Source organism: Paenibacillus sp. HGH0039, from assembly GCF_000411255.1.
GTDB lineage: Bacteria > Bacillota > Bacilli > Paenibacillales > NBRC-103111 > Paenibacillus_F.
On sequence record NZ_KE150413.1, the window covers coordinates 1,801,107 to 1,827,798 of the forward strand.

Here is a 26,692-nt window from a genome sequence, read left to right on the forward strand (position 1 = left end):
CCTGTCCGCCGGAAATCACGTCTTATTTCTTTAGAAGGTGCCAGCGGTATACATATTCGAACATAAATTCGAATGCTTCCAGATGCCGCTTGGCTTCGGCCACGTTTGCGCCCCAGGCGTAAATCCCGTGCTTGCGCAGCACGATTCCCGGAATGCGCGGAACAATGGCGCCCTGCACCAGCTCGGCGATTTTCGGAATGTCGGCGTAATTCGGCAGGACGGGAATGCGGATTGCGGCATCCTCTTCCCAAATGTTCAGCGCTTTGATGATTTCAATGCCCTCTACCGGGATAAAACCTTCCTCGCCGTACAGCTCGGAGGCCAGGTTGTTAAACATGGTATGCACATGTAAAATGGCGCCTGCTCCCGTATACTTGTAAATTTCACAGTGGATCAGGGTTTCGGCGGAAGGTTTCAAACGGGTCGCTTCGACGGGTGTTCCCTTTTCATTGACGAGAAGGAAGTCTTCCGGCGATTGCAGAGACTTGTCCTTCCCGCTGGATGTCACGGCAAACGTGAAGTTCTCCGGGGTGAATTCGCCGACGCGCACGGATAGATTTCCGCTGGTAGCCGGAAACCAGCCCCGGGCCGCAAGGTTTGCTTTGATCTCGCGAAGCTCGTCGTACGCGTGCTGTTTTTGCTCCAAGGTCAATTCGGTCATGCTTGTATCTTCGCCTCCAGGTCACGGATAATATCGTGGAATGTTTCGAAAGGGACATAAGGGAGCTTCAGTTCCTCGCAAAGCTCGATCAGGTGAGAGCGGGCATAAACGTTCTCTACCAGCTTCGCTCCCTGAAAGTCCGTTACGCTGTCTCCGATCAGGATGCGTTCATAGTCGTCTGCGGGATAGGAACGGATAATCGACGTTTTGCACATTCCGCAGTCCGCTCCGCAGTGCTCGTCACAGGCGTGCGGCCACAGGATTTCGATGGTCTCGCCTTCGAATGAACTTCCGTTGCAGTAAATATGCTCACGGGGAATATCGAAAGATTCCAGGAGCGGATAGACGAAAAAGTCGATTCCGCCGCTTGTCACGAGCAGTTTGATCCCGTTTTGTCTGCAATAGGCAACGAAATCGGCGAATCCTTCGCGGATAACCGCATTCGAGATGGCAAATTCGATCACTTCATGCTGACGGGAAGAAGGGAGCAGCCGGAACATTTCACCGACCGCGTGTCTGACGGAGATCGCCCTTTCTTCCACGAGACGCTTTACGATCGCTTCCCAGCCGGGCGGATCGAAATGTTTCATAATCGCTACGATGTTGTCGCTAACGGTAATCGTGCCGTCGAAATCACAGAACACGATCTTTTGTCGGGTACTCAAGATTTAACCCCCCAGGCTTCGATTGCGGCTTTCAATTCCGGATGCTGCTGAGCGGCTTCTTGAAGCGGTTTCTGTTCCAGCGTTGCCTGGATCGCCTGCCTGAAAGCTTGTCCGCCGGCAATGGCGCCCATGGGATGGCCATGAATCCCGCCGCCGGCGTTAACCACGACATCCGTGCCGAAATCACGCAGGATGAGCGGGACAAGTCCGGGATGGATTCCGGCCGAAGGAACAGGGAAGCTTGTTTTAAGCGCTGGGCTTACGTTTGCGGAAGCGGACGACTGATGTTCAGTGCCTTCCGCCGCGGAATGCCGATAAAGATAGTCCTGCTCCAAGTTTTCCGTTAGCAGAACCTGTTTGATCGCCAGGTTCTCTTCACGCGGCATCACGACGGAGCCGTACGGGGAAGGGAACAGGACGAGATCGGCCCCGGCTACCCGCATCAGCTTGCCGAGCAGCAGGGAGGCGGAAATGCCGTACTCCGCAGAAGGATAGAACGCACCGGCCATAGCGGGATGCGCCATAATCGGCACGGAGATGTCCGGGTCGGCGCTGAGCTCGCACAGCGTATCGAATCCGTAAGCGAGCACATTGAACAGAAGCGCGTTCGCTCCGGCATCGATCGCTTTCTTCGCCTGATTGGCCAGCTTGGACGTCGGGCCGGTCAGATTCGTCGCGTAGAGCAGCTTCTGTCCCGTCACGTCGTATGCGCGGCGCGACGCTTCCATGCAGACGGCTACCCTTTTCTCGATAGGGGTAAGCGGGTTCTCGAACAAGATCTCGTCGTCTTTAATGAGATCGACACCGCCTGCCGCCTGCGCGTAGAACTGTTCCCCGAGCCCCTCCAGATCCTGGCCGATGACGGATTTAAAAATGCTCATCAGAAGCGGCCGGTCATGTACGCCAAGCAGATCCCTTACGCCTTGAAGACCGAACTTGGGGCCGGCAAAAGCCGAAAGAAAAGACTCCGAAAAGGACAGATCGGTCAATTTGATTTTCCCGTCCATGGACAGCTTGCCGAAAACGGTGACAAGCAGAGCCGGAAGATCCCGGCTGAAATTTACATCCGGATATGCGATCCGGATATCCGCGTAACGCCTGGATTCGGGGGAAGCTTCCCCCGCTTCGCGGACGTCGACGGAGACCACATGACCCAGATGCTGCTGCATCTGGGCTTTGCGCGCTTCCGGCAGATCGGTCCAGCTTCCGACGGTCAGACCGACCGCGATCCCCTGCGCTTTTTTGTTAAAATCGGCTGTATCGTCATAACAGCGGTAAGTCGCCAAACAGTAGGAACTCACAACATATCACCTGCTTAAGAAAAGAATAGGAGGCAGAACGCCTTAACGGATATGGGGAGCAATCTCGGCGCCCATTTCCTTTGCGCGTTTTGCGGAGCTGAAAACAGCGGCGGCTACGGCTTCCGGGAACTTGTAGCGGTCCAGCGTCTGCAGAGCGGCCAAGGTCGAACCGTTCGGGGAAGTCACTTTGCGTCTGAGCTCCGCTGGCTCTTCTCCCGTACGTTCCACCATGTGAACGGCTCCGAGCAGTGTCTGCATGGTGAGCCGGCGCGCTTCGTTCTCTTCGAGTCCGCCCGCGATGCCCGCCTGAATTAAGGCCTCCATAAAATAGTATACATAAGCGGGACCGCTTCCGGAAAGTCCGGTTACGATTTCTAGGTAATCTTCGGGAACGACCGTCACCATTCCGACGGCTTCGAACATTTTTGTCGCGAGCGCCTGCTGCTCCTCGGACACACTTTCGGAGAAGCTCATGCCGGTTGCGCCAAGGCCGATGGTCGACGAAGTGTTAGGCATGGTCCGTACGATCGGCATTTGGGTATCCAGCAAAATTTCGATTTTGCGTATCGTCAGCCCGGCGATGACGGACACGAGCAGCTGGCTGCCGTTAAGCATCGGTTTAAGCTCGTCGAACGAAGCTTCCACGTCTTTGGGTTTCATGCAGAGCACGACGATGTCCGCGGACGAGATACGTTCTCTTTTGATCGCCGGGTCACAGCTGGCTTCGACGCCGTACCGCTCTCTAAGCTCTTGCAGCCGTTCTTCATTTTGCCGGTTGGATGCAAAAACTTGCCCGGGCGCCGTGATTCCCCGTTCGATGAGGCCGCGTAGAACAGCCTCAGCCATGGAACCTGCGCCGACAAATGCGATGCGTTTAGTATGAATTATGCTGTTCACAAGTCTCACTCTCCTGTTTATGGAAGACCCGTTCCTTCACGGAACGGATCTCTTTATTCAAGGAATTATTCCCGGATTTGGCCGTCGCCATAAATTCTGTATTTGGTGGAAGTCAACGCGGGAAGTCCCATCGGGCCTCTCGCATGAAGTTTTTGTGTGCTGATGCCGATTTCCGCGCCGAAGCCGAATTCGAAACCGTCCGTGAAGCGTGTGGATGCGTTGTGATAAACGGCCGCGGCATCGACTTCCTGCAAGAAGCGGGAAGCGTGAGCTTCATTCTCCGTCACGATACACTCGGAGTGCATGGTTCCGTGTCGACGGATATGAGCGAGAGCCTCGTCCAGGGAATCCACGACTTTGACATTCAGGACATAGTCGTTGTATTCGGTATCCCAGGCCTCGTCGGCCGCCGTTTTGATTTGCGGGGCAAGCTCGCGGGACCGCGGGCAGCCGTACAGCTCGACACCCAGAGCGGACAGCTTTCCGGCCAAGGCGGACAGATGTTTCTCGGCGTGGCTGCGGTGTACGAGCAGCGTTTCCATCGAATTGCAGACGGAGGGGCGCTGCACTTTCGCGTTGATGGCAATTTTCTCGGCCATTTCGGGTTTTGCCGATTCGTCGACGAACGTGTGGCAGATCCCGGCTCCGGTTTCGATAACGGGCACCGTCGCGTTTTTGACCACGTTTTGAATGAGGGAAGCTCCGCCGCGGGGAATCAGCACGTCAAGCAGTCCGTTCAGCTTCAGCATTTCATCAACCGAGGCCCGGTCGGGATCGGAAATAAGCTGCAGGGCGCCCGGAGGAACGTCCGTGCCTGCGAGTGCGGCTTGCAGCACTTCAACAATCCGTTCATTGGAGCGCAGCGCTGAAGAGCCACCGCGCAAAACGACCGCATTTCCCGTTTTCAGGCAAAGCCCTGCGGCGTCGACTGTCACATTCGGACGGGCTTCGTAAATAATGCCGATTACACCGAGCGGCACGCGGATTTTCTCGACGCGCAGGCCGTTGGGCCGGGCAAACGATTCGAGCTGATCGCCGATAGGATCGGGAAGCTCGATGATCTGACGGAGCCCTTCGGCCATGCTTTCGATCCGCTCGGGCGTAAGGGCCAGCCGGTCCAGCAGGGAAGTGCCGAGGCCGGTATCGGCGCCCCGCTTCAGATCCTCGGCGTTGGCTGCGATAATGGAGTCTTGTTCGGCGACCAGGGCCTCAGCCATTCTTAAGAGGGCGGTATTCTTCTGACCGGTGGTTAAGTTGCCGAGACGGGAAGAAGCTTCTTTCGCGATGGTTGCTTTTTGTCTGACTTCACTCATGGGGCTCACTCCTTGGCTAATCGGATTGGATTTCATTTTTCAATAAAAATAACGGAGCCGAATTCTGAAATCCGGCGTTCCGGGATTTTTTCCGCCTTACGGCAGCCAAGCCGCTTCGATAAAGATGCGGGGCCGCCGCAGGTGTCACGTATTTTGCGAAGCGCGGTAAGCTTGAAGAGTGACCCACTCGTCCCTGTGAATGACCTCGATACGGGGAACCTCGACTCTGCGCTGGATTTCCCCGGTGCCGAGTCCCATTACGGCCTGGAGCTGCCAGGCCACGTAATTGGCAACGCCGCGTCCGATCACGGAACCGTCTTCGCCGCACACCTCGATCACGTCGCCCGGGTGAAAGTCGCCTTCGACGGCGGTTACGCCGGCAGGCAGAAGGCTTTTGCCGCCGGACAGGAGAGCGTTCTCCGCGCCTTGGTCGACGGTTACTTTTCCCTGGGGAACGGAGTGAAACCCGACCCACTGCTTTTTGATGGACAGCGTATGGTCGGCGGCGGAGAAATACGTTCCCCGTCCGTTCCCTTCCGCGGCCAGCCTCAGATCATGCGGTTCCGTGGCGCGTCCGACGAAGACGGGAATACCCCCGCGCATGGCGATGCGGGCCGCTTCGATTTTGGAGCGCATGCCGCCGGTGCCTACGGAGCTGCCGGACCCGCCGGCGATCCGGTAAAGCTCATCGCTGATTTCATCGACACGCTCGATCCGGCGCGCGTCTTTGTTTTTGCGGGGATCGTCCGTGTACAAGCCGTCTGTATCGGTAATGATGATCAGTTGACCCGCTTTGAGCAGATTGGCTACGAGAGCCGACAACGTATCGTTATCTCCGAATTTGATCTCATCGACCGACACGGTGTCGTTCTCGTTGATAATCGGAATAAAGCCGCGGCGGAGCAGCTCTTCCATCGTTGCGGTCGCGTTGGAAACCCGTTTGCGGCTGGTGAAATCGTCCCGTGTGAGCAGGATCTGGGCAGCGCCGATACCGTATTGGTGAAAAGCTTCCTGATAAGCGCGCATGAGCAGCGCCTGACCGACGGAAGCGGCCGCCTGCTTCTCGTGAAGCAGCTTCGGCCTCGATTTGTAGCCGAGGAAAGAGAAGCCTGCCGCTACGGCCCCCGATGTCACGAGGACGACTTCGAAGCCGTTTTGTTGAAGCCGGGCGAGTTCGGCGGCAAAATAGGCGATAGGAGCCGGGTTTAATCCTCCGGCATCTGAGGTAAGCGAGCTGCTTCCTATTTTCACAACGATTCGCTGCTGCATATGTTCACTTCCTTAAGAAAACGGTCTTTACGACCGTGTAGTATACGATTGGTTCTGGCCTTGCCTAAATTTCTTCAAAGAACGCGGGCCGGATGGCAGGGAGCAGCTGGACGGAAGAATGCAAAAAAGGCTCTCGTCCTCGTAAGGACGAAAGCCTGGGCTTCCGCGGTACCACCTTCGGTTGATGCGCCGTCTGAGCGGACCTGCCGGCACCGTATGAGAACAGGGGCCATACCTAAACAAGGTCCAATCGAGATGCACATCCATCTCTGTCCCTGATAACAGCAGGGGTCTGTTCAGCTCGTCGCTGACCGTTCCGGGGCGGGTTCGGGAAAACTGCTGCAAAGCTCTTTCAGCCGGGGAGCTTTTCTCTGAAGCAAAGCGGGTTATCCTTACTATTCCCATCACAACGTTCGATGTTTTCTTACTAGGATAGCACGCGTGCCGCCGGTTGTAAAGAAGGGCTCTCCGGAAGGAGAGCCCGATCCGCTTCGGCGGATTACTTGTCGAACAGATGCAGGTTGCCGATGCGCCGAACGGCTTCTCGCAGGCGTTCCTCGCCTGTAAGCAGTCCGAGACGCACGTACCCTTCTCCGTGGGTGCCGAACCCGATGCCGGGCGCCACGACGACTTTGGCTTCGTTCAGCAGCAGATCGGCAAATTCAGCCGAACTGTATTTGCGGGGCACGGGAAGCCAGGCGAAGAAGGACCCCTGTGAAGGCTTGGCTTCCCAGCCGATTTCGTCCAGAGCGCCGAATAGTGCATTGCGGCGGCTTTCGTAGACGGCTCTCAGCTCGTGCACGCAGTCCTGGGGAGCGGTTAAAGCAGTGGCGGCAGCGGCTTGTATCCCGCCAAACAGGGAGACATACATATGATCCTGCATCAGATTGATGATGCGGATAATGTCCGGGTTGCCCAGCGCGAACCCGACTCTCCACCCGGCCATGTTGTAGGTTTTGGAAAGCGTATAGAACTCTACGCCGACTTCCTTGGCGCCCGGCCGTTCGAGGAAACTGACGGGCCTGCTGCCGTCGAATCCGATCGCGCCGTAAGCGAAATCGCTGGCCACGACAATCCCGTTCTTCGAGGCGAAAGCGATCGTTTCGTCGTAGAAGGCTTCGGAAGCCGTAGAAGCGGTCGGATTGTTCGGATAGTTGATGAACATAAGCTTGGCCCGGCGTACGTCGTTCTCGGACAACGAGCCGTAATCCGGCAGGAAGGCGTTGTCTTCACGCAAAGGCATGAAGGCCATTTCGGCGCCGGCAAGCGCTACACCCGACCAGTAATCGGGATATCCCGGGTCCGGCACGAGGCAGACGTCTCCCGGATTCAACAGACATTGGCTGATTTCGACGAGTCCGGTTTTGCCGCCGAAGAGGATGGCGACTTCGGTCTCCGGGTCCAGAGTGACGCCGTAATCCTCCCGGTAGCGTGCGGCAATCGCTTCTTTCAGGAAGCCGTATCCGCTGAAGGGCGGGTACTTGTGGTACAGCGGGTTCTCCGCGGATTCCTGAAGAGATTTTACGATATGGGAAGGGGTGGGGCGATCGGGATTCCCTTGACCGAGATTGATAACATCGTGCCCCTGAGCGATTTGGGCATTCGCTTTTTTGACAAGTCCCGCAAAAAATTGCGAAGGCAGGCTTGCCATGCGGCTCGCCGCTTCGATCTGCAAAGGCCTTACAGACGCGTTCGTTAAAGGGGACTGGCTATGATCCGGCTGCGGGGAACGGCCGGTTTGTAGGTTTTCGTTCATGATTTTACTGCCTCCATCATGCTGATCCGTTAGGGATAGACCCGGTATGATCCTAAATTTACCCCTACTTTATCATGATTTCAAAAGGATGTATACCACTCGGAATTGTCCGTTTAAAAGCTGTCTTTAACGGTTCCCGTTCCTTCGTCGAGAACGTTCTGCCCGTTGCCGGTTCCTCCGTTGCCGAAAAGCAGGCTGCCCGTGCTTTTCTTGCCGGAAATCCGGATGCCGGCTGTTTTGCAGCCGCTGAACAGATTGCCGCCGGCCGCAGTTTCGCGAGAACCGGTTTCTCCCCTCGATTCGATGTGGATCCCGCTTGCGCCAAGGTTGCGGAACGTTCCGCCGTGAACCGATGTACGAACCGCGTTGCTGATCACGACTCCGTTTCCTTTGATTCCTTTGAGCACATTGCCCTGGAGGGTATGGTCCGCGGGCTGGAGCTTGCCGGACTCCTGATCGCCTTCTAACCTGATGCCGTCCCCGTCGAGACCGGTGATCTCATTGTGGGAAACGGCACAGCCGGAGACATTGCGTTTCAGCAGAATGGCGGTTATCCCCGATTTGGCGGCATCCAGATTGGTGATCCGGTTGTTAATAATATCATTCCGGGCGGCAGGTTCGGCTGCCTGATCGGATTGGACGAGGAAGGCGTACTGATCGATGTAGGTGACGTCATTGGACTGGATCACCGACCGGGAACAACCTCCGTCCAGATACACGGCTGTGTTCGTTACGCTCTTGAAGGTATTGCGAAAAAAGGTGTGGCCTTCGCCTCCGCTGCAGTAAATGCCGGTGCCGTAATGCGGTTTACCCGGTATATTGCCCAGAATAAGCTCGAAGTCGCAGTGATCGACCCGGCACGCGTGGCAGTTTCGGAGCAAGATCGGACTGGACAAGGTGAAAAAGCGGCAGTCCGTGATGCTGACATGGCTCGCTTGCAGCAGAGAAATGATGCTGTCTTCGACAGGTGAAGCGACAGCTCCGGGCGCACTGCCGCCGTGGAAGGAGAGGCTGCCGATTTCAATATCCGATGCGGGCGGCAGGGAGGTGAAGGCGCAGCCGGCGGCAGCTGTCAGAGTCGTCTGACTGATCCCCGCGCCCATAATCCGGATGCCGCTTTTCAGTTGAACGGGCTTGGTCAGGATATACCGGCCTACGGGTATGTAGACGATGCCGCCGGTCTGGGCGGCCGCGTGAACGGCGCTCTGAATCCCGGTGGAGTCCGTGTCCCCATAGGAGCCCTGCCCCAGGGCGCCGTATTCTTTTACGTTATGGATAAGCGTTTCCGCTCCACGCGCTTTGACCGCGGAAGGAAGCGAACCGGCAGCCATAACGGCTCCAGCCGCGCCGAGTGCGGCGAGCAGCTTTCTTCTGCTGAGAGGTCGGGACGAATTCATAGGTATCTCTCCTTATCGCTAACTTGATTGGATGGTTGAACATGAACTTCGCCGCGGGTCCAGTATTTTCCTTCCGCTGGTTTGACGAAAGAGAGTCCGGTTCCCTTTTTGCCCTAAGCAGGGCAGGAAGAAAAGAATTGATCTATAGGGGGCGATCCTCTATCATAAAAGCAGACTGACGTACCCGGCAGAATAAACTAGGAGGTGCCCGAATGGATAACCAGCAATCGTTTCCGAACAGAGTCCGTCTCGCGCTTATTCAGATGGATATTACTATCGGGGAGCCGGAAGTAAACCGGCGAAAAGTAGAGAAGCTTCTCCTGGAAGCGGTCGGCGGAGCGCAAAAACCGGATATTATCGTGCTTCCCGAAATGTGGAACACGGGTTACGCCCTGGACCGGATTCATGAACTTGCCGATCCGGAGGGCCGTATAACCCGGAAGATGCTCGGCTCTTTTGCCAAAGAGCATGGAGTACATATTATCGGAGGCTCCGTAGCGGAGAAGAAGGGCGAGGAAGTTAAAAACACCGTCTACGGTTTTAACCGGAACGGGGAGGAAATCCTCGAATATTCCAAGATTCATCTGTTCCAACTGATGGACGAGCATTTGAGCCTTGCCGCCGGCAATCAAAGAGGCAGTTTCGATCTGGATGGGATTCCGGCCGCAGCCGTCATCTGTTACGACATCCGGTTCCCCGAACTTACCCGCAAGCTCGCTCTGGACGGGGCGCAGATGCTCTTCGTGCCCGCCGAGTGGCCGCATCCGCGGCTTCATCACTGGCGTACACTGCTGATGGCGCGCGCCATCGAGAATCAGATGATCGTCGTTTCCTGCAACCGGGTAGGAGAAAGCAAGGGAACCTCATTCTTCGGTCATTCCATGGTGATTGATCCTTGGGGGCAGGTGCTGGCCGAAGGCGGGGAAGAAGAAGAAATCATTTTCGCCGAAGTCGATTTGGCCGAAGTGGCCTCCGTACGCGGTAAAATTCCCGTATTCGCCGACCGCCGTCCTGCCGTTTACGAATAAAGCGAACGCCAAAAAACGCAGCCCTTCAAGTTGAAGGACTGCGTTTTTATCGTTCCCTTTTAAAGGGAGACGGTTGTTGAATGAAAGCTGGAATCCGGTGTCAGACGGAAGATCTTCGGCCTGTTATCAGCGTGATGACGAACAGGACGAGGAACAGGAAGAAAAGGACTTTGGCGATACCCGCAGCGGCGCTGACGATTCCGAAGAATCCGAAAATACCCGCTACGATTGCGATGATCAGAAAAATCATAGCCCATTTTAACATGAGAAACCCTCCTTTAAGCGATAGTCTTTTTTATTGGTACGGTCGTTGAGAATGTCGTTAATGGCTGTACGGTGTGGCTTGCGGCCGCATTCCGCATCCCTTGATTAGAACAGATTGCTGTTTTGGTTATCGCGGCCGCTCATGTAAATGCCCGTAGGCGGGAGCGTCGTTTCATCTTCGCGAAGACGTCCGTCGTGAGGATAGCCGTCACCATCGCGGTCCGCATAAGCGATCACAAGGATTTTTCCGCGGTCAAGCTCTTTCTCATAGGTATCCGCTTCGGAAGAGCTCAGGCCGAGCGATTCCATTTTGGCGCGGAGCTTATCGCCTTTCGAACGGAATAAGTTGGCGGCTGCCGTCATTAGGCCTTCTTCCGCTACACCGACTTCATTCGTGTTCGTCATTTCCGCCACGCCTTCAGTACGGTCGTTATCGTGCGTCATTACGTAAATTTCATCGAGATTAAAGCCTTCCGCCTGCAAATTTTTTACCTCGCGCAGGGCTTGTTCTTCGTTAGCTGCAAGTCTCACTTTGGTTTCCATGTTCATTCTCCTCCTTATCGTTTAAGCCGCAGCTTTCTTGTCTTCTGGCTTTTGCCGCGGTGACTTCGTTGTTCAGGTTGTTTGCCTGTCGTTCATGACTCTTATTAACCGCCCCCCTTTTCGTTGAAACAAAGCTATTGACAAATTTGCCTGTATATGAACTATCAAATCTTTCCTGATTCAAGAGTCGTTTTCGGGGTTACTTTTAAATAGGATATTTTATATAATAGGATAGATGTGCAGCTACCTTTGTTTTCAGGCGCACGGCAAATCTCCGGCGATACCGACGGCAAACAAAGTGTGCGGTAGTAGATTTATTCCCCCAGACCGACGCGTTTCGGCTTTATCCGATAGTGCGGAAAGAAAATGGACGCTGACGGCTTTGGTTACAAAATACTCCCAAGTAGATCAAGGAATCACAGACAGAAGAATTCCACTATAAAAGGAGAACATGGAATGAGCATCATGATTGTAGACGATAATCCGGTCAATCTTATTGTGATCGAAAAAATATTGAAAAGCGCGGGCTACTCCAATATGCACCGCGCTTCTTCTGCTATGGAACTGTTTGAAATGCTGAAGATCGACAATCCGAGTTCCTCGGATTTACAAATCGATTTAATTTTGATGGACCTGATGATGCCGGAAATCGACGGGATCGAAGCCTGCAAAAAATTGCAGCAGATCGAGGAACTGAAAGACATTCCGATTATTATCATCACGGCCATGGGGGATTCCATTAAACTGGCGGAGGCTCTGGAAGCGGGAGCGATCGATTACGTAACCAAGCCTATCAACAAAATCGAGCTGGTAGCCCGGATTAAATCCGCCCTGCGGCTCAAATACGAGAAAGACTGGCACAAAGAGAACGACAATCGGATCCGTTCCGAGCTGCAATTGGCCAAAAACGTTCAAAGCAGCGTACTCAGCCTGCCGATCGAAACCGAGAAAATCCGGATTGAAGCGTACTATAACCCTTCTTATGAGCTCGCGGGAGATTTGTACAACTGGTATCCCATCGATGAAGACCGTTACGGGGTTATGCTGCTCGACATTATGGGACACGGCATTTCTTCGTCGCTTGTCTGCATGTTTATCTCTTCGGTCCTCCGGGATACGATTACCAAATTTGTGACGCCGGAGCTTGTAATTGCCGAACTGAACCGGTATATGAACCGGCTGCATAACGACCAGAATCATTTGAACTATTATTTCACGGCGATTTATATGCTGGTAGATACGAAGAACAAAACCATCGACTACGTAAATGCCGGTCACCCGCCGGGCTTTCTTATGAACGACAGCGGGGAGGCGGTCCCACTTACGAACGGAACCTGTGCGGTCGGATTTTTCGAGGAAATGGATATCAAGCCCGGTCGGATCACTTACACGGGAAAATCGCGGATTCTGCTTTATACCGACGGACTTCTCGAGGAAATAGAAGAGGCCGACACGGAGCTGCCGACGCGGCTTATCACGGCTGTTCAGCAAAAAGGGGATATGGGGCTTCACGCGGTAGTGGACGAACTGCTGGACGAAGAAGTCCAAAACAATCATATGGATGATATTTGTCTGATCTGGATCGATATTCCCTGAGAAAGGGCCGGTTGCTAGAGACAGTTATAAAGGGGAGAGGGAAGTCTTTTATGAAAATATCGACAAAGCTCATGGCGGGTTTCGGGCTTTTGTTTATCTTGATGTTCGTGCTGGCTGGAATCGGGACGACTCGGATAAGCAGTATCGACGAGAGCCTCGATAGCGCGTTTGTCAACCGATTTAACAAGACACGGATGGCCTACACGGCCCGTTCGGACGTCAATACAATCGCTAAATATATGGCGAATCTGCTGCTTAACTCAGACCCCAATCAACTGGGGGCCAAAGAAAATCTGGCTAAAGCGAACACTTACAAAGAGAAGCTGAAAGAAGGGGTGACCGCTCTCCAAAAATCCGCCAATTCGGATGTGGAGAAGCAGCTTACCTATGAGACGGTCAAAAGCACCGAAAATTTTATGACCTATCTGAATCAGGCGATCGAGCTTTACGAAAACGGCAAGGTAGCGGAAGCAAACAAACTGAGAACCGATATCGGCGTGACTTATCAGGACCAGGTAACGGAAAGCGTGGATCACTTAACGCAATATCTGGACGATAACGTACAAAAAGGGATTAACGAATTTAAAGCTTCCAACAGCAAAACGCTGCTCTTGACGATTGTGCTGACGGTTGCCGCTCTGATCATCGGCCTCGGGATCATGTACTGGATCATGCGCAGCTTGTCCCGCGGGCTCGCCCTGCTGACCGGCATGATCAAAGGTTTCGGCAACGGCCGGTTCGATCCGGGTTACCGCGTCGAGGTGACGACGACCGACGAGTTCGGCAAAGTTGCCGATGTCTTTAATACGATGGCCGACGACCTGGAAGAACTGATGCACAACGAACGGACCTTCAATAAGCTGAATGAAGACCAGGCATGGCTGAAATCGAATGTAGCGAACATGAGCATGCTGCTGCAGGATCAGACCAATATGCACGACCTGACGAACAGCTTTATTTCGGAAGCGTCCCGCATGATCGGCGCCACGTTCGGAGCGGTATATCTGTTGGAGCGGGAGGGCATGAGGACGAGGCTCGTTCTGTCCTCGGCTTACGCTTTCGATAAGGACCCCGAGGGCAATCTTCTTCCCGAATTCGCGCTCGGTCAGGGTCTTGTCGGCCAGGCGGCTGCCGACGGCCGGCGGATTATGGTCCAGGACGAAGTGGATAAGTATTTGACTATCCATTCCTCCTTCGGGCAGCTGGACGCGAAATATCTCGTTGTCGAGCCGGTCGTATCCGAGGAAGAAATCGGAGCGGTCGTTGAATTTGCGGGATTGAAAATGCTCAGCGAGAAAGAACTGGACCTGCTGGAGCAGCTGACGGAGAATCTCGCAGTCTCCATCGGACGGATCCGTTCCCGCGAACGGGTCGAGGAGCTCCTCCGCATGTCGCAGGCATTGACGGAGGAACTGCAAAGCCAGTCCGAAGAGCTCATTTCCCAGCAGGAAGAGCTGCGCACCTCCAATGAGAAGCTGGAGGAGCAGACGAAGGCGCTGAAAGCGTCCGAAGAGCTGCTGCAGTCCCAGCAGGAAGAGCTGGAGCAGAATAACGAAGAGCTGCTCCGCAAAACGAAGCAGCTCCAGATCCAGGTTCAAGAGACGGAGCTGGCTAACCGCCAGATCGAGGAAGCCAAGGAAGCGCTCGAAAAGCAGGCGTTCGAGCTGGCCATGGCTTCGAAATACAAATCCGAATTTTTGGCCAATATGTCGCATGAACTGCGTACACCTCTTAACAGTATGCTTATTCTTTCGCAGATGCTTGCGGAGAATAAAGACGGCAACCTGTACGACAAGCAGGTGGAATATGCGGAGACGATTCACTCTTCCGGCTCCGATCTGCTCAAATTGATCAATGATGTCCTCGATCTCTCGAAGGTAGAAGCCGGGAAAGTGGAGGTTCAGGCCGAGTATGTTCTCGTGCCGGATATCATGGAAACGATCCAGCGTTCGTTTGAACAAGTTGCGCGCAAGAAGGCGCTGGGCTTTGAAATTACGATCGACAACGGCGTTCCGCGCATGCTCTATACGGACTGCATGCGGCTGGAGCAGATTCTGCGGAACCTGTTGTCCAACGCCTTTAAATTCACGTCCCAGGGCTCCGTACATTTGCATGTCTATCCCGTCAAGGAGGGAGAGCCGCAAATTGCTTTCTCCGTCAAGGATACGGGAATCGGGATTGCCGAAGAGAAGCAGCAGATTATCTTCGAAGCGTTCCAGCAGGCCGACGGGACGACGAGCCGGCAATTCGGCGGAACGGGACTCGGGCTGTCCATTTCCAAGCAGCTCGCGAGCCTCCTCGGAGGTACGATCGAAATCTGCAGCCGGGAAGGGGAAGGCAGCACGTTCACGCTGTTCATCCCGCACCGGCAGTATTCCGAGCGCGTAGGAGGATCGGCCGAGGCGGCTGCCGCGGGACAGGAGCAGCAGGCCCTGCCGCTTCCGGGCGCATCTGCAGTACCGCAGCTTCCCGCACCTGCGCCCGTGCCGGTTAAATCGGCTCCGAAGTCCGTCCAGCGCGAGGTGGAGGACGACCGGGGCAGCATCACCGAGAACGATAAAGTGCTGCTGATCGTGGAAGACGATGTGCACTTTATGAACGTGCTCGTCGACATGGCCCGCAGCCGTGGATTTAAGGCTCTGGTTGCGATGCAGGGGGATATCGGGCTGCAGATGGCGAAAGAGTATAAACCGGACGGCATCATCCTGGATATCCAGCTGCCGATCGTCGACGGCTGGTCGATTCTCGTCCAGCTCAAGAACAATGCCGAGACCCGGCATATCCCGGTACACGTGATGTCGGTCGTCGACGAAGTGCACCAGGGGCTCTCTATGGGCGCGATAGCCTATATGCGCAAGCCTTCCAGCAAGGATGTGCTGGAGCAAGCCTTTATTGAGCTGGAAGGGTTCATCGATCAAAATCTGCGAAAGCTCCTGCTTGTAGAGGATGATCCCGTCCAGATGAACAATCTGATCGAGCTTATCCGCCACGACGATGTCCTTATCGAAGTGGCGACAACGGCGGATGAAGCGATCGTGAAACTCAGAGAGCGGCATTTCGACTGCATGGTTCTCGATATCGGCTTGGCGGATCAGTCCGCATTCGATCTGCTGGAGCGGATCAAAGCCGAGGAAGAGCTTCGCCGTCTGCCGATTGTTATTTACACCGAAAAAGAATACGATAAGAAAGACGAGATGAGACTTAAGAAATACGCGGAGTCCATCATCATCAAGAACGTGAAATCGCCGGAACGGCTGCTTGACGAAACGGCGCTGTTCCTGCACCGGGTGGAAGAAACCCTGCCTGAGGAGAAGAAACGGATTCTACAGCGTCTTCACAGCAGCGAAGCGGTGTTTGCAGGCAAGAAGGTACTTCTCGTCGATGACGATATCCGCAACGTGTTTGCGCTCTCCAACCTGCTGGAAGGGTACAATATGAAGGTGCTGTTTGCGGAAACCGGACGCCAGGCTTTATCCATTCTTGAAAAGGAACCGGATCTTGATCTCGTTCTGATGGATATCATGATGCCGGAAATGGACGGTTATCAAGCCATGAAAGAGATCCGCAGCATGCCGCAATTCGATAATCTGCCGATTATCGCCCTGACCGCGAAGGCCATGCGGGATGACCGGGAGAAGTGTATACAGGCCGGCGCGTCGGATTATATAACAAAACCGATAAATAATGATCAGTTAATGTCTCTAATTCGCGTTTGGTTGTTTAAGTAAGAGAAGGAGCAAATGCGAACCCTCTGATGAGAAACATCTAAGACGTGCCACAGGATCGACTCGGAGGAGAAGGAGAGAGACAATTGGATTCGAATTTTCACCCTATAGATCAACTGCCCACTTTTTCCGGCCTGCAGGCCGAGCATGAACGCATCGAGATCAGTCTGTTGCTTGAGGGTATTTACCGCATTTACGGATATGACTTCCGCAATTATTCGTACCCGTCTATCCGGCGCAGGATCTGGCACCGTATTCTGGCAGAGAAGCTGACGACCGTCTCCGGTCTGCAGGAGAGAGTTCTGCATGACCGGGAGTGCCTGGAGCGCCTGCTGTCGGACCTGGTGATTCACGTCACCGAGATGTTCCGCGATCCCGAGGTGTTCCTCACCTTCCGCCAGAAGGTGGTCCCCCTGCTCCGCCAGTATCCGGCGATTCGCATCTGGCATGCGGGCTGCGCCACCGGAGAGGAAGTTTACTCGATGGCGATCCTGCTGCACGAAGAGGGGCTCTACGACCGCACCCGGATTTATGCGACGGATATAAACGAGGATGTGCTTAAAAAGGCGGAGAAAGGAATCTATCCGCTGCGCAACATGAAAGACTATACGAGAAACTACCTGCAGTCCGGAGGCAAGGAAGCTTTCTCGAAGTACTATACGGCTTCGAAGGATTCCGTTACGCTTCATTCCTTTTTGCGTGATAATATTGTTTTTGCCCAGCATAACCTGGTTACGGATCGTTCGTTTAACGAGTTCCATGTGATTTTGTGCCGGAATGTATTGATTTATTTCAATACGCAGCTCCAGAACCAGGTGCATACACTCATATACGAAAGCCTGGGACCGTCCGGTTTTCTGATTTTGGGCGATAAAGAAACGATCACTTTCACCAAGCACGCGTCCGCTTACGAAGCCGTCAGTACAGCCGACAAAATTTACCGCAAGGTGCAGTGACGCTGCATAAGATGAGGAGACGAGTTGGAGGAAGGGGTTTCTCGAAGTGAACTTGGATGAACCGATTAAAATACTGATGGTAGACGATCAGCCCGAGAATTTGCTGGCGCTTGAAGCCGTTCTTGCGGAAGAGAACTACCATCTGGTAAAAGCGGGCTCGGGTGAAGAGGCCCTTCGATGTTTATTGCACGACGATTTCGCTGTGATTGTTCTGGACGTTCAGATGCCGGGCATGGACGGTTTCGAGACGGCCCGTTGGATCAAATCACGGGAGAAATCGAAGGATATCCCGATTATTTTCATTACAGCGGCTTCCCATGAGAAGGAGCATGTCTTCGCGGCTTATTCCGTCGGTGCCATTGATTATATCGTTAAACCGTTCGTGCCTCACACGCTGAAAGCCAAGATCGAAGGCTTCGTGAACCTGTATCTCGTTCAGAAAAAGCTCCAGCACCAGTCGGAGCTGCTGAATATGCGGACACAGGAACTGCTGACGGCCAAAGAAGCGGCGGAATCCGCCAACCGGGCCAAATCCGAGTTTCTTGCGCTGATGAGCCATGAAATCCGCACGCCCATGAACGGGGTTATGGCGATGACCGATCTGCTCCTGGAAACGGAGCTTTCGGATGAACAGCGGGAATACGCCGACACCATTTCAAGAAGCGGTGCCGCGCTGCTGCATATTATCAATCAGATTCTCGATTTCACCAAACTCGAATCTTCCAAAATGGAGATGAACACCGAGCCGTTCGATCTGGACGTCTGCATGGAAGAAACGATGGATCTGTTCTACGGCGAATGCCGCAAGAAAGACCTCAAACTGGAACGGGAACTTGCTGAGAATGTTCCGACCCATCTCATCGGGGATGAGCTGAAGCTTCGTCAGGTACTCATTAATCTGATCGGCAACGCGGTTAAATTCACGGAAACGGGCGGCATTAAGGTTAAAGTGACGAATCTGGGAAAAACCGGGAACGGCAGCCGGATGATTCTTCAATTCCGGGTCCGCGATACGGGGATCGGAATTCCGGTCGAGAAAAGAAACCGCCTGTTCCAGCCTTTTACACAGGTGGATTCCTCGATGACGCGGAAATACGGAGGAACCGGCTTAGGGCTTGTCATTTGCCAAAATCTTGTGGAACTCATGTCGGGCAAAATAGAAGTCTATTCACAAGAGGGCCAAGGCACCGAATTTGTTTTTACCATACAGGCGGAAGAACTCCGCCCTTGATAAAAGCTTCGTAAACACGCGCAGAATGCGGTTTGCGGGGCTTTTTTTGTTGTTTTTTTTTATGGTTTCAAAGGGATGGGGGCGGTGTAAGAACTGGTATTACCGAGATATAGAGGCGGGTGGGAATTAGAGAGAAGCGTCCTACAACGGGCTGACCCCCATGACAGCAATAGTTTTACAGATTGTGCAAATAAAAGCGAACAAATCAAATTAAGTTGATTATGAATTGTCCGCACGGGGTATTTAAAGGTAGACAAGTTTTACTTGGACGATATAAACAAGAACTCTTTCTTATAGACAAAATAGACAACTACGAAAGGATCAGGTGACAGAGATGAGAAAACAGAGTGTAGCTATATTACTAGCGGGAGGTGAAGGTCGCCGACTGGGCGCCCTGACCCAAAATACGGCGAAACCGGCGGTCCATTTCGCGGGCCGCTATCGCATGATCGATTACGCGCTCAGCAATTGCCGCAACTCCGGCGTCGACACGATCGGTGTTGTCACCCAATACAAACCGGAATCCCTTCATCAGCACATCGGAACAGGTGAAGCTTGGCTCAGTGAAACAGACAAAGGATGCGTCGAAGTGCTTTGCTCGAACCAGGAGCATGTAATCGGCAACGAATTTACGGGAACGGCTAACGCGGTTTATCAGAACCGCCATTTTATCGAAAAGCACGATCCGGAATATGTACTGGTGCTTTCGGGCGACCACATTTACCAAATGGATTACAGCAAAATGATCGAACAGCATCAAAAGCTCGGTTCGGTCGCGACAATCGCGGTTAAGCCGGTAGGCTGGGACGAAGCGAGCCGCTTCGGAATTATGAACACGGACGAGGAAGGCCGCATTGTGGAGTTTGAAGAGAAGCCGGCACAGCCGAAGAGCAATCTGGCTTCGATGGGAATTTATGTATTCAACTGGGATTTCCTGAAGAAAGTGCTGGAGCGCGACGATATGTCTGCGGATTCTTCCCATGATTTCGGTAAGGATGTCATCCCGATGATGGTCGAGGAAGGTGTTCGCGTTCATTCCTTCTCCTATGAGGGCTATTGGAAAGATGTCGGCACCATCGACAGCCTCTGGCAGGCACAGATGGACCTGCTGAACGGTTCTCCGCTGATGAGCGAGCTGGAATGGCCGATGTATACGGCCCAGATTGCCAACGTAAAGCCGCACGTCGACCGTACGGCCAAAGTGGACCGTTCCCTGATCAGCGAGAACTGCGCCGTGTACGGTCAAGTTCAGAACTCGGTAATCTCTCATGGAGTTTACATAGGAAAAGGCAGCGTTCTGACGGACTGCGTGATCATGCCGAATGTCCGGATAGGGAACAACGTAAAGCTCCATAAAGCCATTATCGGCGAGGGAAGCGTATTGTGCGACGGTGTAACGGTAGGCAAGACGGATGCCCAAACGATTAGTGTGGTCGGAGATCATGAGGTGCTGTACAAGATCAACGACAAAGCTCCGAAAATTTACCTGCCTCGTCTCGAGCAGCGAATCGGTTAAGGGGGATATTCAGGTGAATCATTCCATTATTGTCGTCGACAGCGAGAAGGAAATCCGCGATGTCATTCGTCAGCTTCAAACCGCCGGGTGCGAACCGCACTGCATTCACGTGCTGTCCGATGAAGCGGTAGACACGGAGGAAATGCTGAGACCGCGTTATACAAGCCGTATCGGCTTCTCCGCAGAGCAAATGGCCTATACGATGGCGACTATTTTCCGCGGCAGCGGCAGGGCGATGCGCTCCAAGCTCATCTCGCTGGGGCTGGCGGGAAGTGCGATTCCTTATTATGAAGAAGAAATTTCACGGGGGCGCATTGTGGTCGTGGCGGTTCCCAGCCAGTTTGTTTATGCCTATGATGCCAGTTATGCGGATCAACCGATTGAAGCTTCTGCCGCGGGCCAATAACTCTGTAATCATCCCTTAGCCGCTCATGACCCCAATACGTCTTAGGAGGGACTCCAGATGAACAAGAAATCACTGACGATGGCGCTGCTTGGCGGTGCGCTGCTTTTCAGCGGCGCTCATGGACTTGAGGTGCCTGCGTCCGCAGGTGCGGATGACGGACTCATTTCTAAGGCAGCACCTCCTTTGGTTCTTGGCGCTGGAGGCGCCATTACGGAGACAGCGGGATACAAGACGGTTAACGCTAACGGTACGGTGACGGCAAAGCCGGCGGTGGTTCCGGCCGAAGAAACGCCTGCAGAGGCGTCCGGCTCCATCAAACTGGAACGCGTAAACGGTATCTCTCTATCCGACGATGTGAATACGATTGTGAAGCGGAAGGGAGAGCCGAAATCCATCCGGAAGGATGAATTTTTCGGTGAAACGAAAATTCTTGAGTATCCGGATTGCAGCGTTGCCGTAGGTGAATATGGGATTGAATATGTAGAAGTTACCCCGGATCACAAACAGATTAATATCGACGGCAAGCCGGTGGCGAATAATTTACAAGCGCTCGAAAAGACGCTGGGAGAGCCCTACTGGGTGGCCGAGGACGGCCTGGTCTTTACGCAGGACAATCAAGCGCTGAAATTGTTCGTAGACCCTGACAGCGGTCAGTTAAAATCGGTTCATTTCTTCTCCAGCGTTACGGAATAAGGGTTCACTAATCGAAAACCAAGTAGTAGAAACAGGCCCGCGCCAAGCGGGCTTTTTTGTTATGTCCATTTGGAGCCGATTTTCCTGACTGGATTAAGCTCGATCTGCTGCCGGACCAGATAACGCAGCAGCTGGCGGCGACAGGAACGGGAGAAGTAAAAGGCATTGAAGCCCGTCCGGAGTAGGCGTAAGACTCTTCATGTCATCAAGATGTCTCTACAGCTACTCCTGATTAAGAGAGGAGAGAGTTATCACGCCCGCATCGCTCTTCGTACAGCTCCGGCGTGATGCAGCGTCGCATGACGGTAAGTCGGATACCTGAACGGCGAAGAGAGAGCCCGTGTAACGAGACACAAAAAATCAGCCTTGCAAGAAGGCTGATTGAAGGAGATCTATTAAAATTTAGGGAATACATATTTAACGAGGAAGTAAAGGAAACCAAAGAAAATGATGAGATAGGCCGCATATTTGATAAAAGTTGAAGCGACGGCGCTAGAATCCGATCTTTTCTCAATGTGCCTCTGCTCGATGTCGACATTCTTGTCTTGATCCATGGGTAATCCTCCTTCCTTCACCAGATCAATTGCGGTAGTCTTAATCGTTTATGTAAGACTCCAGCATCCAGATGTGTTTTTCAAGGTTGGTGCAGATTTCAGTCAGCATATCCGCCGTACCGTGGTCGCCTTCGTTCTCGGCGGTTTCGATCGCTTCCTTGGATTCTTCCGTAATGGTGCGGAAGTCCTGGATCAGCGCTTCTACCATTTGGCCGGCATTGCGCTCCGGAGAAACTTCTTTGATAGAAGAATTCGTTTGGAATTCTTTCGTTGTGGAAAGCGGGCTTCCCTGAAGTCCGAGGATACGTTCGGCAATCGTGTCGAGGTAAAGATCGGCTTCTTTATAGAGCTCTTCGAATTTTACATGGAGAACGAAGAACGAAGGGCCTTTGAGGTACCAATGGAACTGATGCAGCTTGACGTACATGACACCCCAGTTTGCCACTTGCTTATTAAGTAAAGTTACGGTTTGTTTTTCTTTAGCTGTAGATGTTTTAGCCATTGTTTATTTCCTCCCTTTAACTCTGAATAGTCGTGTCTACAAGCTCATTACCCGCAGCTACCCCCGGCGAAACAAGGCAAATTATAGCGGGAAATCCGGTGTTTCAAAGTGCCCGGCAGGTGGTAAAACTGAGATAAGCCGGTCGATTCGGCAGGTTCATGAGCAGGGTTCACGTATAAGGGAGGGGATAGCTTATGATATGGCAAATTAGCTTAGCGGTTATTGCAATTGCCTTTGTGGTGCTCGTCGTTTTTCTGGTGAAGACACTCCGGTCGGTGACCGATCTCGTTGCCCAGACCAACCAGACCATTCAGCAAGTTCAGCAGCAGGTGACGGTGGTAAGCCAGGAAGCAAACGAACTGCTTCGTCATACCAATGAGGTTAGCCTGGACGTACGCAACAAGCTGCATGCGCTCGACAAAACCTTTTATACCATTAAAAATGTCGGGGATGTGGTAAGCGAGATTACGACTTCCGTGCGCCAAACCTCGGCTACCGTAACGAATACAATGAGAAACAAAGTGGAGAAAGAGCTGAACTCTCCGAAAAGCATCGTGAACCGAATCGCGCCTCTGGTTCCGGTAGCGGTCGATATGTGGAAGAGATTGAAGCAGAGCCGCACGACGAACAGCAAAAGCGTAGCCGTCAAGTAAGACGGCTTCTTACAAAGAATAGCCCTAAGCGGGCTGGTAAAAACAAGAAAGATAAAAAGTTGTTTCACTTGGAATTAGGGCGGGTAAAGTAAGTAGTATGTGCAGCAATTATAAATGGTGGGTCATTGACTAAGGAGGACAAATAAATGGTGCAAGAGAACAAATTCAGAATGGAAAAACAAATTACAGATGATGATAACATCATTTCTTTGATCGGGGAGCTGGATCTTTCCAAGGCATCCGAGTTTAATACAAACGTGGACCCGTTTGTGCAAGATGTGGGACGCAAACTAATTCTCAATCTTAAAGAACTGACATACATCGACAGCACGGGAATCGGAGTTATCCTTACGATTATCAAAACCCGTCACGCTTTAAAAGCGCCTTTTGCGGTTGAGAATATCCCTCCCAAGGTCCAGAAGCTGTTTGACCTTACGGGGTTGACACCGTTTTTGTCGGCTGTAGCGAATACTGTGAACTAAGAAAGGAAAGAAAAGGGTCTATGGAATCCAAAAATCGTAATGTGAGTTTAACGCTGCCTGCTGAAGCTGAATACATCGATCTCGTCCGTTTGACGCTCTATGGAATCAGCTCCAAGATGGGTTTCTCTTATGAAGATATCGAAGATATGAAAGTCGCCGTTTCAGAGGCTTGCAACAACGTTGTGGTTCACGCTTACGAGCCGGGCCAGGGCGGCAAAATGGAAGTTCATTTCGAAGAGGTGGACGGCGGCATTAAAATTATCGTGCAGGATCAGGGTCTCAGCTTTGACCATGTCACGAAAGTGGGTTCCGCCGACTCTTTGCACAACAAATCACTCGATGAAGTGAGCAGCGGCGGCCTCGGATTATATCTCATGCAAGCCCTGATGGACGATGTAGAGGTGAAAGGGGATCATGGGACTGTTGTAATCTTAACGAAGCTGGTCAGCAAAAGTGAGGAAATGGTATGAAATTACAATCCGAGAGGAAAGAGATGGAGCATATCCATGATCTGATTCGACAGTATCAGGAAACCGAATGCAATGATATCGCTACCTCTTTGCTTATTCAATACGAGTCTACTGTGAAAATGGCCGCAGCGAAGATGTCCCGCAACCGTCCGGATCTGTATGAAGATCTGATCCAAATCGGGCAAATCTCCCTGTTGAAGCTGTTTAAGCAGTTTGACCCTTCTCACGGTGTGCAGTTTGATGCTTATATGATGAAGAGCATTATCGGCCACATGAAGAATTATCTTCGTGACAAGTCCTGGTATATTCAGGTTCCGAGACGGATTAAAGAAAAAGGATTTCAGATCCAGCAGGCGATCGATCATCTGACGATGCGGCTGGAGCGATCTCCCAATGTGAATGAGATTGCGGAAGAGCTGAATCTGACTGTCGAGGAAACGATTGAAATTTTGGCCGGACGTGAATGCTATCATTATGTGTCCTTGGACATGCCGCTTTCAACGGAAGAGAACGGGTCGACGATTGGCGATGTACTGGGTACTCAAGTGGATGAGTATCTCAATGTCGACAATAAACTCGATTTGCAGGAGGCGCTGAGCCACCTCAAGCCTGAGGAGCAGAAAGTCCTGATGCTGGCTTACGTGGATGGATATTCGCAAAGAACCATCGCCCAGGATCTTGGCGTTTCTCAAATGAGCGTATCCCGTATTCAGCGCAGGGCGCTGGATAAGCTGCGCAAATATTTCGAGAAGAACAAGCCGGGCGAAGGAGCTTGACTCGTTCATGCAGCAATAGAACCTGCAGAAAAGAACACGTTGTTACAGCGTGTTCTTTTTTAATGACATCATACCGGTAAAGGAAGGGTGCACATGGAAGATAAAGAGCTGGAATCTTCATCGAATTGGGTTTGGCACGACCTGCATGATAAGGACGGAGATCTCAATGTAGCGATCGATAAGCTGCCCGAAGACTTGAAGCCGCTCGTGAAACAGGCCGCAGCGGAACCGTTCGAGGCCCGTTTATATCGTAATAAAGGAAGTGAGTTGCTGGAGGGAGCTTTCTATTACGATTTTGACTCCGAATGCCGGGAAGGCACTCCGATCTTTCATTTCCTAGTCAACGAGGATCATCTGGTTACGATTAATTTCAAAGAAGAGCTGTTGGCTCCCTTCGATCCGGACTTGATCCGGGAACAGGCATTGAATGCCAAGAATGCGCTTGAAGGTCTTTTCGTTATCCTGGGCTATATTGCGGAGCGGCTGCTCCATGTTCTGACGGATTATGAGAAAAGAATGCGCCAGGTCGGGGAGCATATGAGAAAAAGAAACAATTCCAAGCTGCTGGACCGCATTCTTGACCGCCGGCACGAGCTGCTCGATATGACTAAATGGGTGCGTCCGCTCAAAGACACGATGATGACGACCAAAGAGCTGTTTGTCGAGAATATGGAAGAAGGATTGGAACACCGCAGAATGTGCATCAAAATCGAGAGGATTATGACGCGGCTGAAGCTGTATACGGAAGAGGTAGAGGCTCTGCTGGCGCTGGATACGAGTATTGCGAACTACCGGGGGAATGAGATTACGAAGACCTTGACGGTCTTTACGGCCGTATTTGCGCCGCCTACGATGCTGGCGGGGATATGGGGCATGAACTTCGAGAATATGCCGGAGCTGAAGTGGACGGCTGGCTATTATCTGGCTCTCGGGCTCATTGTGGCTTTGCCGATCGTCGTCCTTGGCTGGCTGCATTGGAAGGGCTGGACGGGCGATATTATCAAAGGGAAAAGTAAAAATTCCAATCTGAAATAAACGGCCGTGCCCCGTTAGGGGCGAATCCGGCATTTTGGATGACGGGCGATTGTCGGAAGAAATCGTTTCAAGTAGAGGGGAACATGGGTAAATAATAACCATACCCAATTAAAATGAATTCCCACTATAATGAAGGCGGTGAGTCTTATGACAGTCAAATATACGATCGACTGTGAAGGCAGCGAGATTCTGGTTCGTGAAGTTGACGGAGCAACTTATCAGCTTTGTATACGTGCTAGTACGAACCCGCTTGGCAATGGGAATATTTTGGAAACGTATTCAGAATTCTACCGTGCGGTCCGTGCAGCCGATCATTTTTGTGAAACCTACGCCAAGGCGAAAGAAAACGGGTTCTACCTGCAGGAGACTTTCCTGGTAAAGCCGGATAAACATCCGATTCCGGTCAGCAAAATTCTGAACGAAGAGATGCAGAGGGAACAAGTGAATGCACTCTTTGCGTAATAAAAATAACGACAGTCCGGGGCAGAGCCATCTGCTTCCGGGCTGTTTTTTGTAGGATATAAAAGGAAGACGGAAGGGGTGCCTCCTATACGATATAGCCGTAAATAAAAAGACCGCCCTGAGCCGATAGCCGGCTTGGCAGTCTTCGTTTTATTTATACATATCCACGTAGGATACGAGCTTCGCGATAAATTCTCCGATGATCGGCATGGATAGGAACTGGGAAACAATCCAGCCGAGCAGAGCGACTACAACCGTCGTACCGATCGTCAGCCCTAAGCCTCTGGCCAGGCCGGCAGTGAAATTCGTAATAATCCGTTTGCGCGGATTGAGATAATTTTCGATCACATCTTTATACTCGGAGCGTTCCAGGATGGTAGCAAGGCGTTCCAGCGCCAATTCCTTCCGGCTCGGTTCCTGGGAAGGAATCGGTACCTCTCCAGGGACTCTGCGCTCACGGGGGGGAGAAGAATGTCTCATACGGAATGCACCTCTTTCAGTCAGTTTGAACGGCTCCCGGGCGGCTTTCGCCAAAACAGCC

Annotated in this window: 28 protein-coding genes; 15 read left to right on the top strand and 13 right to left on the bottom strand. The window is 52.7% G+C overall.

Features of this window, described 5'->3' with window-relative positions; genetic code table 11:
• Positions 1–22: 22 nt before the first annotated feature.
• The 8 genes from mtnB to HMPREF1207_RS22715 form a co-directional block, all read right to left on the bottom strand.
• A complete protein-coding gene (mtnB, locus tag HMPREF1207_RS22680) occupies positions 23–661 on the bottom strand; it encodes a methylthioribulose 1-phosphate dehydratase (RefSeq protein WP_009675527.1) in 639 nt (212 codons plus the stop codon).
• The gene (locus HMPREF1207_RS22685) at positions 658–1,326 is read right to left on the bottom strand and encodes a 2-hydroxy-3-keto-5-methylthiopentenyl-1-phosphate phosphatase (protein WP_009675596.1); all 669 of its coding nucleotides are present in this window, start codon (positions 1,324–1,326) and stop codon (positions 658–660) included. The genes mtnB and HMPREF1207_RS22685 overlap by 4 nt, the downstream gene beginning before the upstream one ends.
• The gene (locus tag HMPREF1207_RS22690; RefSeq protein ID WP_009675539.1) at positions 1,323–2,627 is read right to left on the bottom strand and encodes a 2,3-diketo-5-methylthiopentyl-1-phosphate enolase; all 1,305 of its coding nucleotides are present in this window, start codon (positions 2,625–2,627) and stop codon (positions 1,323–1,325) included. The genes HMPREF1207_RS22685 and HMPREF1207_RS22690 overlap by 4 nt, the downstream gene beginning before the upstream one ends.
• 42 nt (positions 2,628–2,669) lie before the next feature.
• Positions 2,670–3,524, bottom strand: coding sequence for a pyrroline-5-carboxylate reductase (gene proC, locus HMPREF1207_RS22695; RefSeq protein WP_009675508.1), 855 nt, complete (start codon positions 3,522–3,524; stop codon positions 2,670–2,672).
• A 65-nt stretch (positions 3,525–3,589) separates the two neighbouring features.
• Entirely contained in the window at positions 3,590–4,837 is a 1,248-nt protein-coding gene (locus tag HMPREF1207_RS22700) for a glutamate-5-semialdehyde dehydrogenase (protein WP_009675486.1), read from the bottom strand.
• A 144-nt stretch (positions 4,838–4,981) separates the two neighbouring features.
• On the bottom strand, positions 4,982–6,106 hold the full coding sequence (gene proB / locus HMPREF1207_RS22705; RefSeq protein ID WP_009675506.1) for a glutamate 5-kinase: 1,125 nt from the start codon (positions 6,104–6,106) through the stop codon (positions 4,982–4,984).
• Positions 6,107–6,605: 499 nt separating this feature from the next.
• Positions 6,606–7,862 carry a pyridoxal phosphate-dependent aminotransferase gene (locus HMPREF1207_RS22710; RefSeq protein ID WP_009675540.1) on the bottom strand — a complete coding sequence of 419 codons (1,257 nt, stop codon included), beginning with the start codon at positions 7,860–7,862 and terminating at the stop codon, positions 6,606–6,608.
• A gap of 113 nt (positions 7,863–7,975) precedes the next feature.
• Complete coding sequence (locus HMPREF1207_RS22715) at positions 7,976–9,259, bottom strand: glycosyl hydrolase family 28-related protein (protein ID WP_009675497.1); 1,284 nt, start codon at positions 9,257–9,259, stop codon at positions 7,976–7,978.
• Positions 9,260–9,471: 212 nt separating this feature from the next.
• On the opposite strand from HMPREF1207_RS22715, the gene HMPREF1207_RS22720 reads away from it, so the two are divergent.
• Positions 9,472–10,287: a carbon-nitrogen family hydrolase gene (locus HMPREF1207_RS22720; RefSeq protein ID WP_009675614.1), complete on the top strand. Its 816-nt coding sequence runs from the start codon at positions 9,472–9,474 to the stop codon at positions 10,285–10,287.
• Between the two features lie 100 nt (positions 10,288–10,387).
• Here the strand turns inward: HMPREF1207_RS22720 and HMPREF1207_RS28920 are convergent, their stop codons facing one another.
• Positions 10,388–10,552: a DUF1328 domain-containing protein gene (locus tag HMPREF1207_RS28920; protein WP_009675547.1), complete on the bottom strand. Its 165-nt coding sequence runs from the start codon at positions 10,550–10,552 to the stop codon at positions 10,388–10,390.
• Between the two features lie 104 nt (positions 10,553–10,656).
• Positions 10,657–11,094 carry a general stress protein gene (locus HMPREF1207_RS22730; protein WP_009675603.1) on the bottom strand — a complete coding sequence of 146 codons (438 nt, stop codon included), beginning with the start codon at positions 11,092–11,094 and terminating at the stop codon, positions 10,657–10,659.
• A 456-nt stretch (positions 11,095–11,550) separates the two neighbouring features.
• Between HMPREF1207_RS22730 and HMPREF1207_RS22735 the strand changes: the two genes are divergently transcribed.
• From HMPREF1207_RS22735 to HMPREF1207_RS30610, 8 genes are all read left to right on the top strand, one after another.
• Positions 11,551–12,690 (top strand): fused response regulator/phosphatase, encoded by a 1,140-nt coding sequence (locus HMPREF1207_RS22735; RefSeq protein WP_009675576.1) that lies wholly within the window; start codon positions 11,551–11,553, stop codon positions 12,688–12,690.
• 50 nt (positions 12,691–12,740) lie between these two features.
• Positions 12,741–16,418 carry a response regulator gene (locus HMPREF1207_RS22740; RefSeq protein ID WP_009675584.1) on the top strand — a complete coding sequence of 1,226 codons (3,678 nt, stop codon included), beginning with the start codon at positions 12,741–12,743 and terminating at the stop codon, positions 16,416–16,418.
• 83 nt (positions 16,419–16,501) lie between these two features.
• Complete coding sequence (locus HMPREF1207_RS22745; protein WP_009675636.1) at positions 16,502–17,371, top strand: CheR family methyltransferase; 870 nt, start codon at positions 16,502–16,504, stop codon at positions 17,369–17,371.
• Between the two features lie 46 nt (positions 17,372–17,417).
• Positions 17,418–18,602: an ATP-binding protein gene (locus HMPREF1207_RS22750; RefSeq protein ID WP_009675520.1), complete on the top strand. Its 1,185-nt coding sequence runs from the start codon at positions 17,418–17,420 to the stop codon at positions 18,600–18,602.
• Positions 18,603–18,936: 334 nt separating this feature from the next.
• Complete coding sequence (locus HMPREF1207_RS22755; RefSeq protein ID WP_009675566.1) at positions 18,937–20,118, top strand: glucose-1-phosphate adenylyltransferase; 1,182 nt, start codon at positions 18,937–18,939, stop codon at positions 20,116–20,118.
• Positions 20,119–20,131: 13 nt separating this feature from the next.
• A complete protein-coding gene (locus HMPREF1207_RS22760; RefSeq protein ID WP_009675478.1) occupies positions 20,132–20,524 on the top strand; it encodes a general stress protein in 393 nt (130 codons plus the stop codon).
• 57 nt (positions 20,525–20,581) lie between these two features.
• Positions 20,582–21,217 (top strand): hypothetical protein, encoded by a 636-nt coding sequence (locus HMPREF1207_RS22765; RefSeq protein ID WP_009675493.1) that lies wholly within the window; start codon positions 20,582–20,584, stop codon positions 21,215–21,217.
• Positions 21,218–21,273: 56 nt separating this feature from the next.
• Entirely contained in the window at positions 21,274–21,402 is a 129-nt protein-coding gene (locus tag HMPREF1207_RS30610) for a hypothetical protein (RefSeq protein ID WP_009675525.1), read from the top strand.
• A 210-nt stretch (positions 21,403–21,612) separates the two neighbouring features.
• Here the strand turns inward: HMPREF1207_RS30610 and HMPREF1207_RS29960 are convergent, their stop codons facing one another.
• Together HMPREF1207_RS29960 and HMPREF1207_RS22770 are read right to left on the bottom strand one after the other, a co-directional pair.
• Positions 21,613–21,771, bottom strand: coding sequence for a hypothetical protein (locus tag HMPREF1207_RS29960; protein ID WP_009675476.1), 159 nt, complete (start codon positions 21,769–21,771; stop codon positions 21,613–21,615).
• Positions 21,772–21,811: 40 nt separating this feature from the next.
• Positions 21,812–22,273, bottom strand: a complete 462-nt coding sequence (locus tag HMPREF1207_RS22770; protein ID WP_009675558.1) for a Dps family protein — start codon at positions 22,271–22,273, stop codon at positions 21,812–21,814.
• 194 nt (positions 22,274–22,467) lie between these two features.
• Between HMPREF1207_RS22770 and HMPREF1207_RS22775 the strand changes: the two genes are divergently transcribed.
• The 6 genes from HMPREF1207_RS22775 (at position 22,468) to HMPREF1207_RS22800 (ending at position 26,151) form a co-directional block, all read left to right on the top strand.
• Complete coding sequence (locus HMPREF1207_RS22775; RefSeq protein WP_009675468.1) at positions 22,468–22,926, top strand: DUF948 domain-containing protein; 459 nt, start codon at positions 22,468–22,470, stop codon at positions 22,924–22,926.
• A 146-nt stretch (positions 22,927–23,072) separates the two neighbouring features.
• The gene (locus HMPREF1207_RS22780) at positions 23,073–23,408 is read left to right on the top strand and encodes an STAS domain-containing protein (RefSeq protein ID WP_009675595.1); all 336 of its coding nucleotides are present in this window, start codon (positions 23,073–23,075) and stop codon (positions 23,406–23,408) included.
• Between the two features lie 20 nt (positions 23,409–23,428).
• Entirely contained in the window at positions 23,429–23,878 is a 450-nt protein-coding gene (gene rsbW, locus HMPREF1207_RS22785; RefSeq protein WP_009675644.1) for an anti-sigma B factor RsbW, read from the top strand.
• Positions 23,875–24,654: a sigma-70 family RNA polymerase sigma factor gene (locus HMPREF1207_RS22790; RefSeq protein ID WP_009675528.1), complete on the top strand. Its 780-nt coding sequence runs from the start codon at positions 23,875–23,877 to the stop codon at positions 24,652–24,654. The genes rsbW and HMPREF1207_RS22790 overlap by 4 nt, the downstream gene beginning before the upstream one ends.
• 93 nt (positions 24,655–24,747) lie before the next feature.
• Positions 24,748–25,689, top strand: coding sequence for a magnesium transporter CorA family protein (locus HMPREF1207_RS22795; RefSeq protein ID WP_009675634.1), 942 nt, complete (start codon positions 24,748–24,750; stop codon positions 25,687–25,689).
• A 147-nt stretch (positions 25,690–25,836) separates the two neighbouring features.
• On the top strand, positions 25,837–26,151 hold the full coding sequence (locus tag HMPREF1207_RS22800; RefSeq protein ID WP_009675559.1) for a hypothetical protein: 315 nt from the start codon (positions 25,837–25,839) through the stop codon (positions 26,149–26,151).
• Positions 26,152–26,301: 150 nt separating this feature from the next.
• Here HMPREF1207_RS22800 and HMPREF1207_RS22805 read toward each other — a convergent pair whose 3' ends face one another.
• On the bottom strand, positions 26,302–26,631 hold the full coding sequence (locus tag HMPREF1207_RS22805; protein WP_016423999.1) for a DUF5665 domain-containing protein: 330 nt from the start codon (positions 26,629–26,631) through the stop codon (positions 26,302–26,304).
• Positions 26,632–26,692 lie beyond the last annotated feature (61 nt).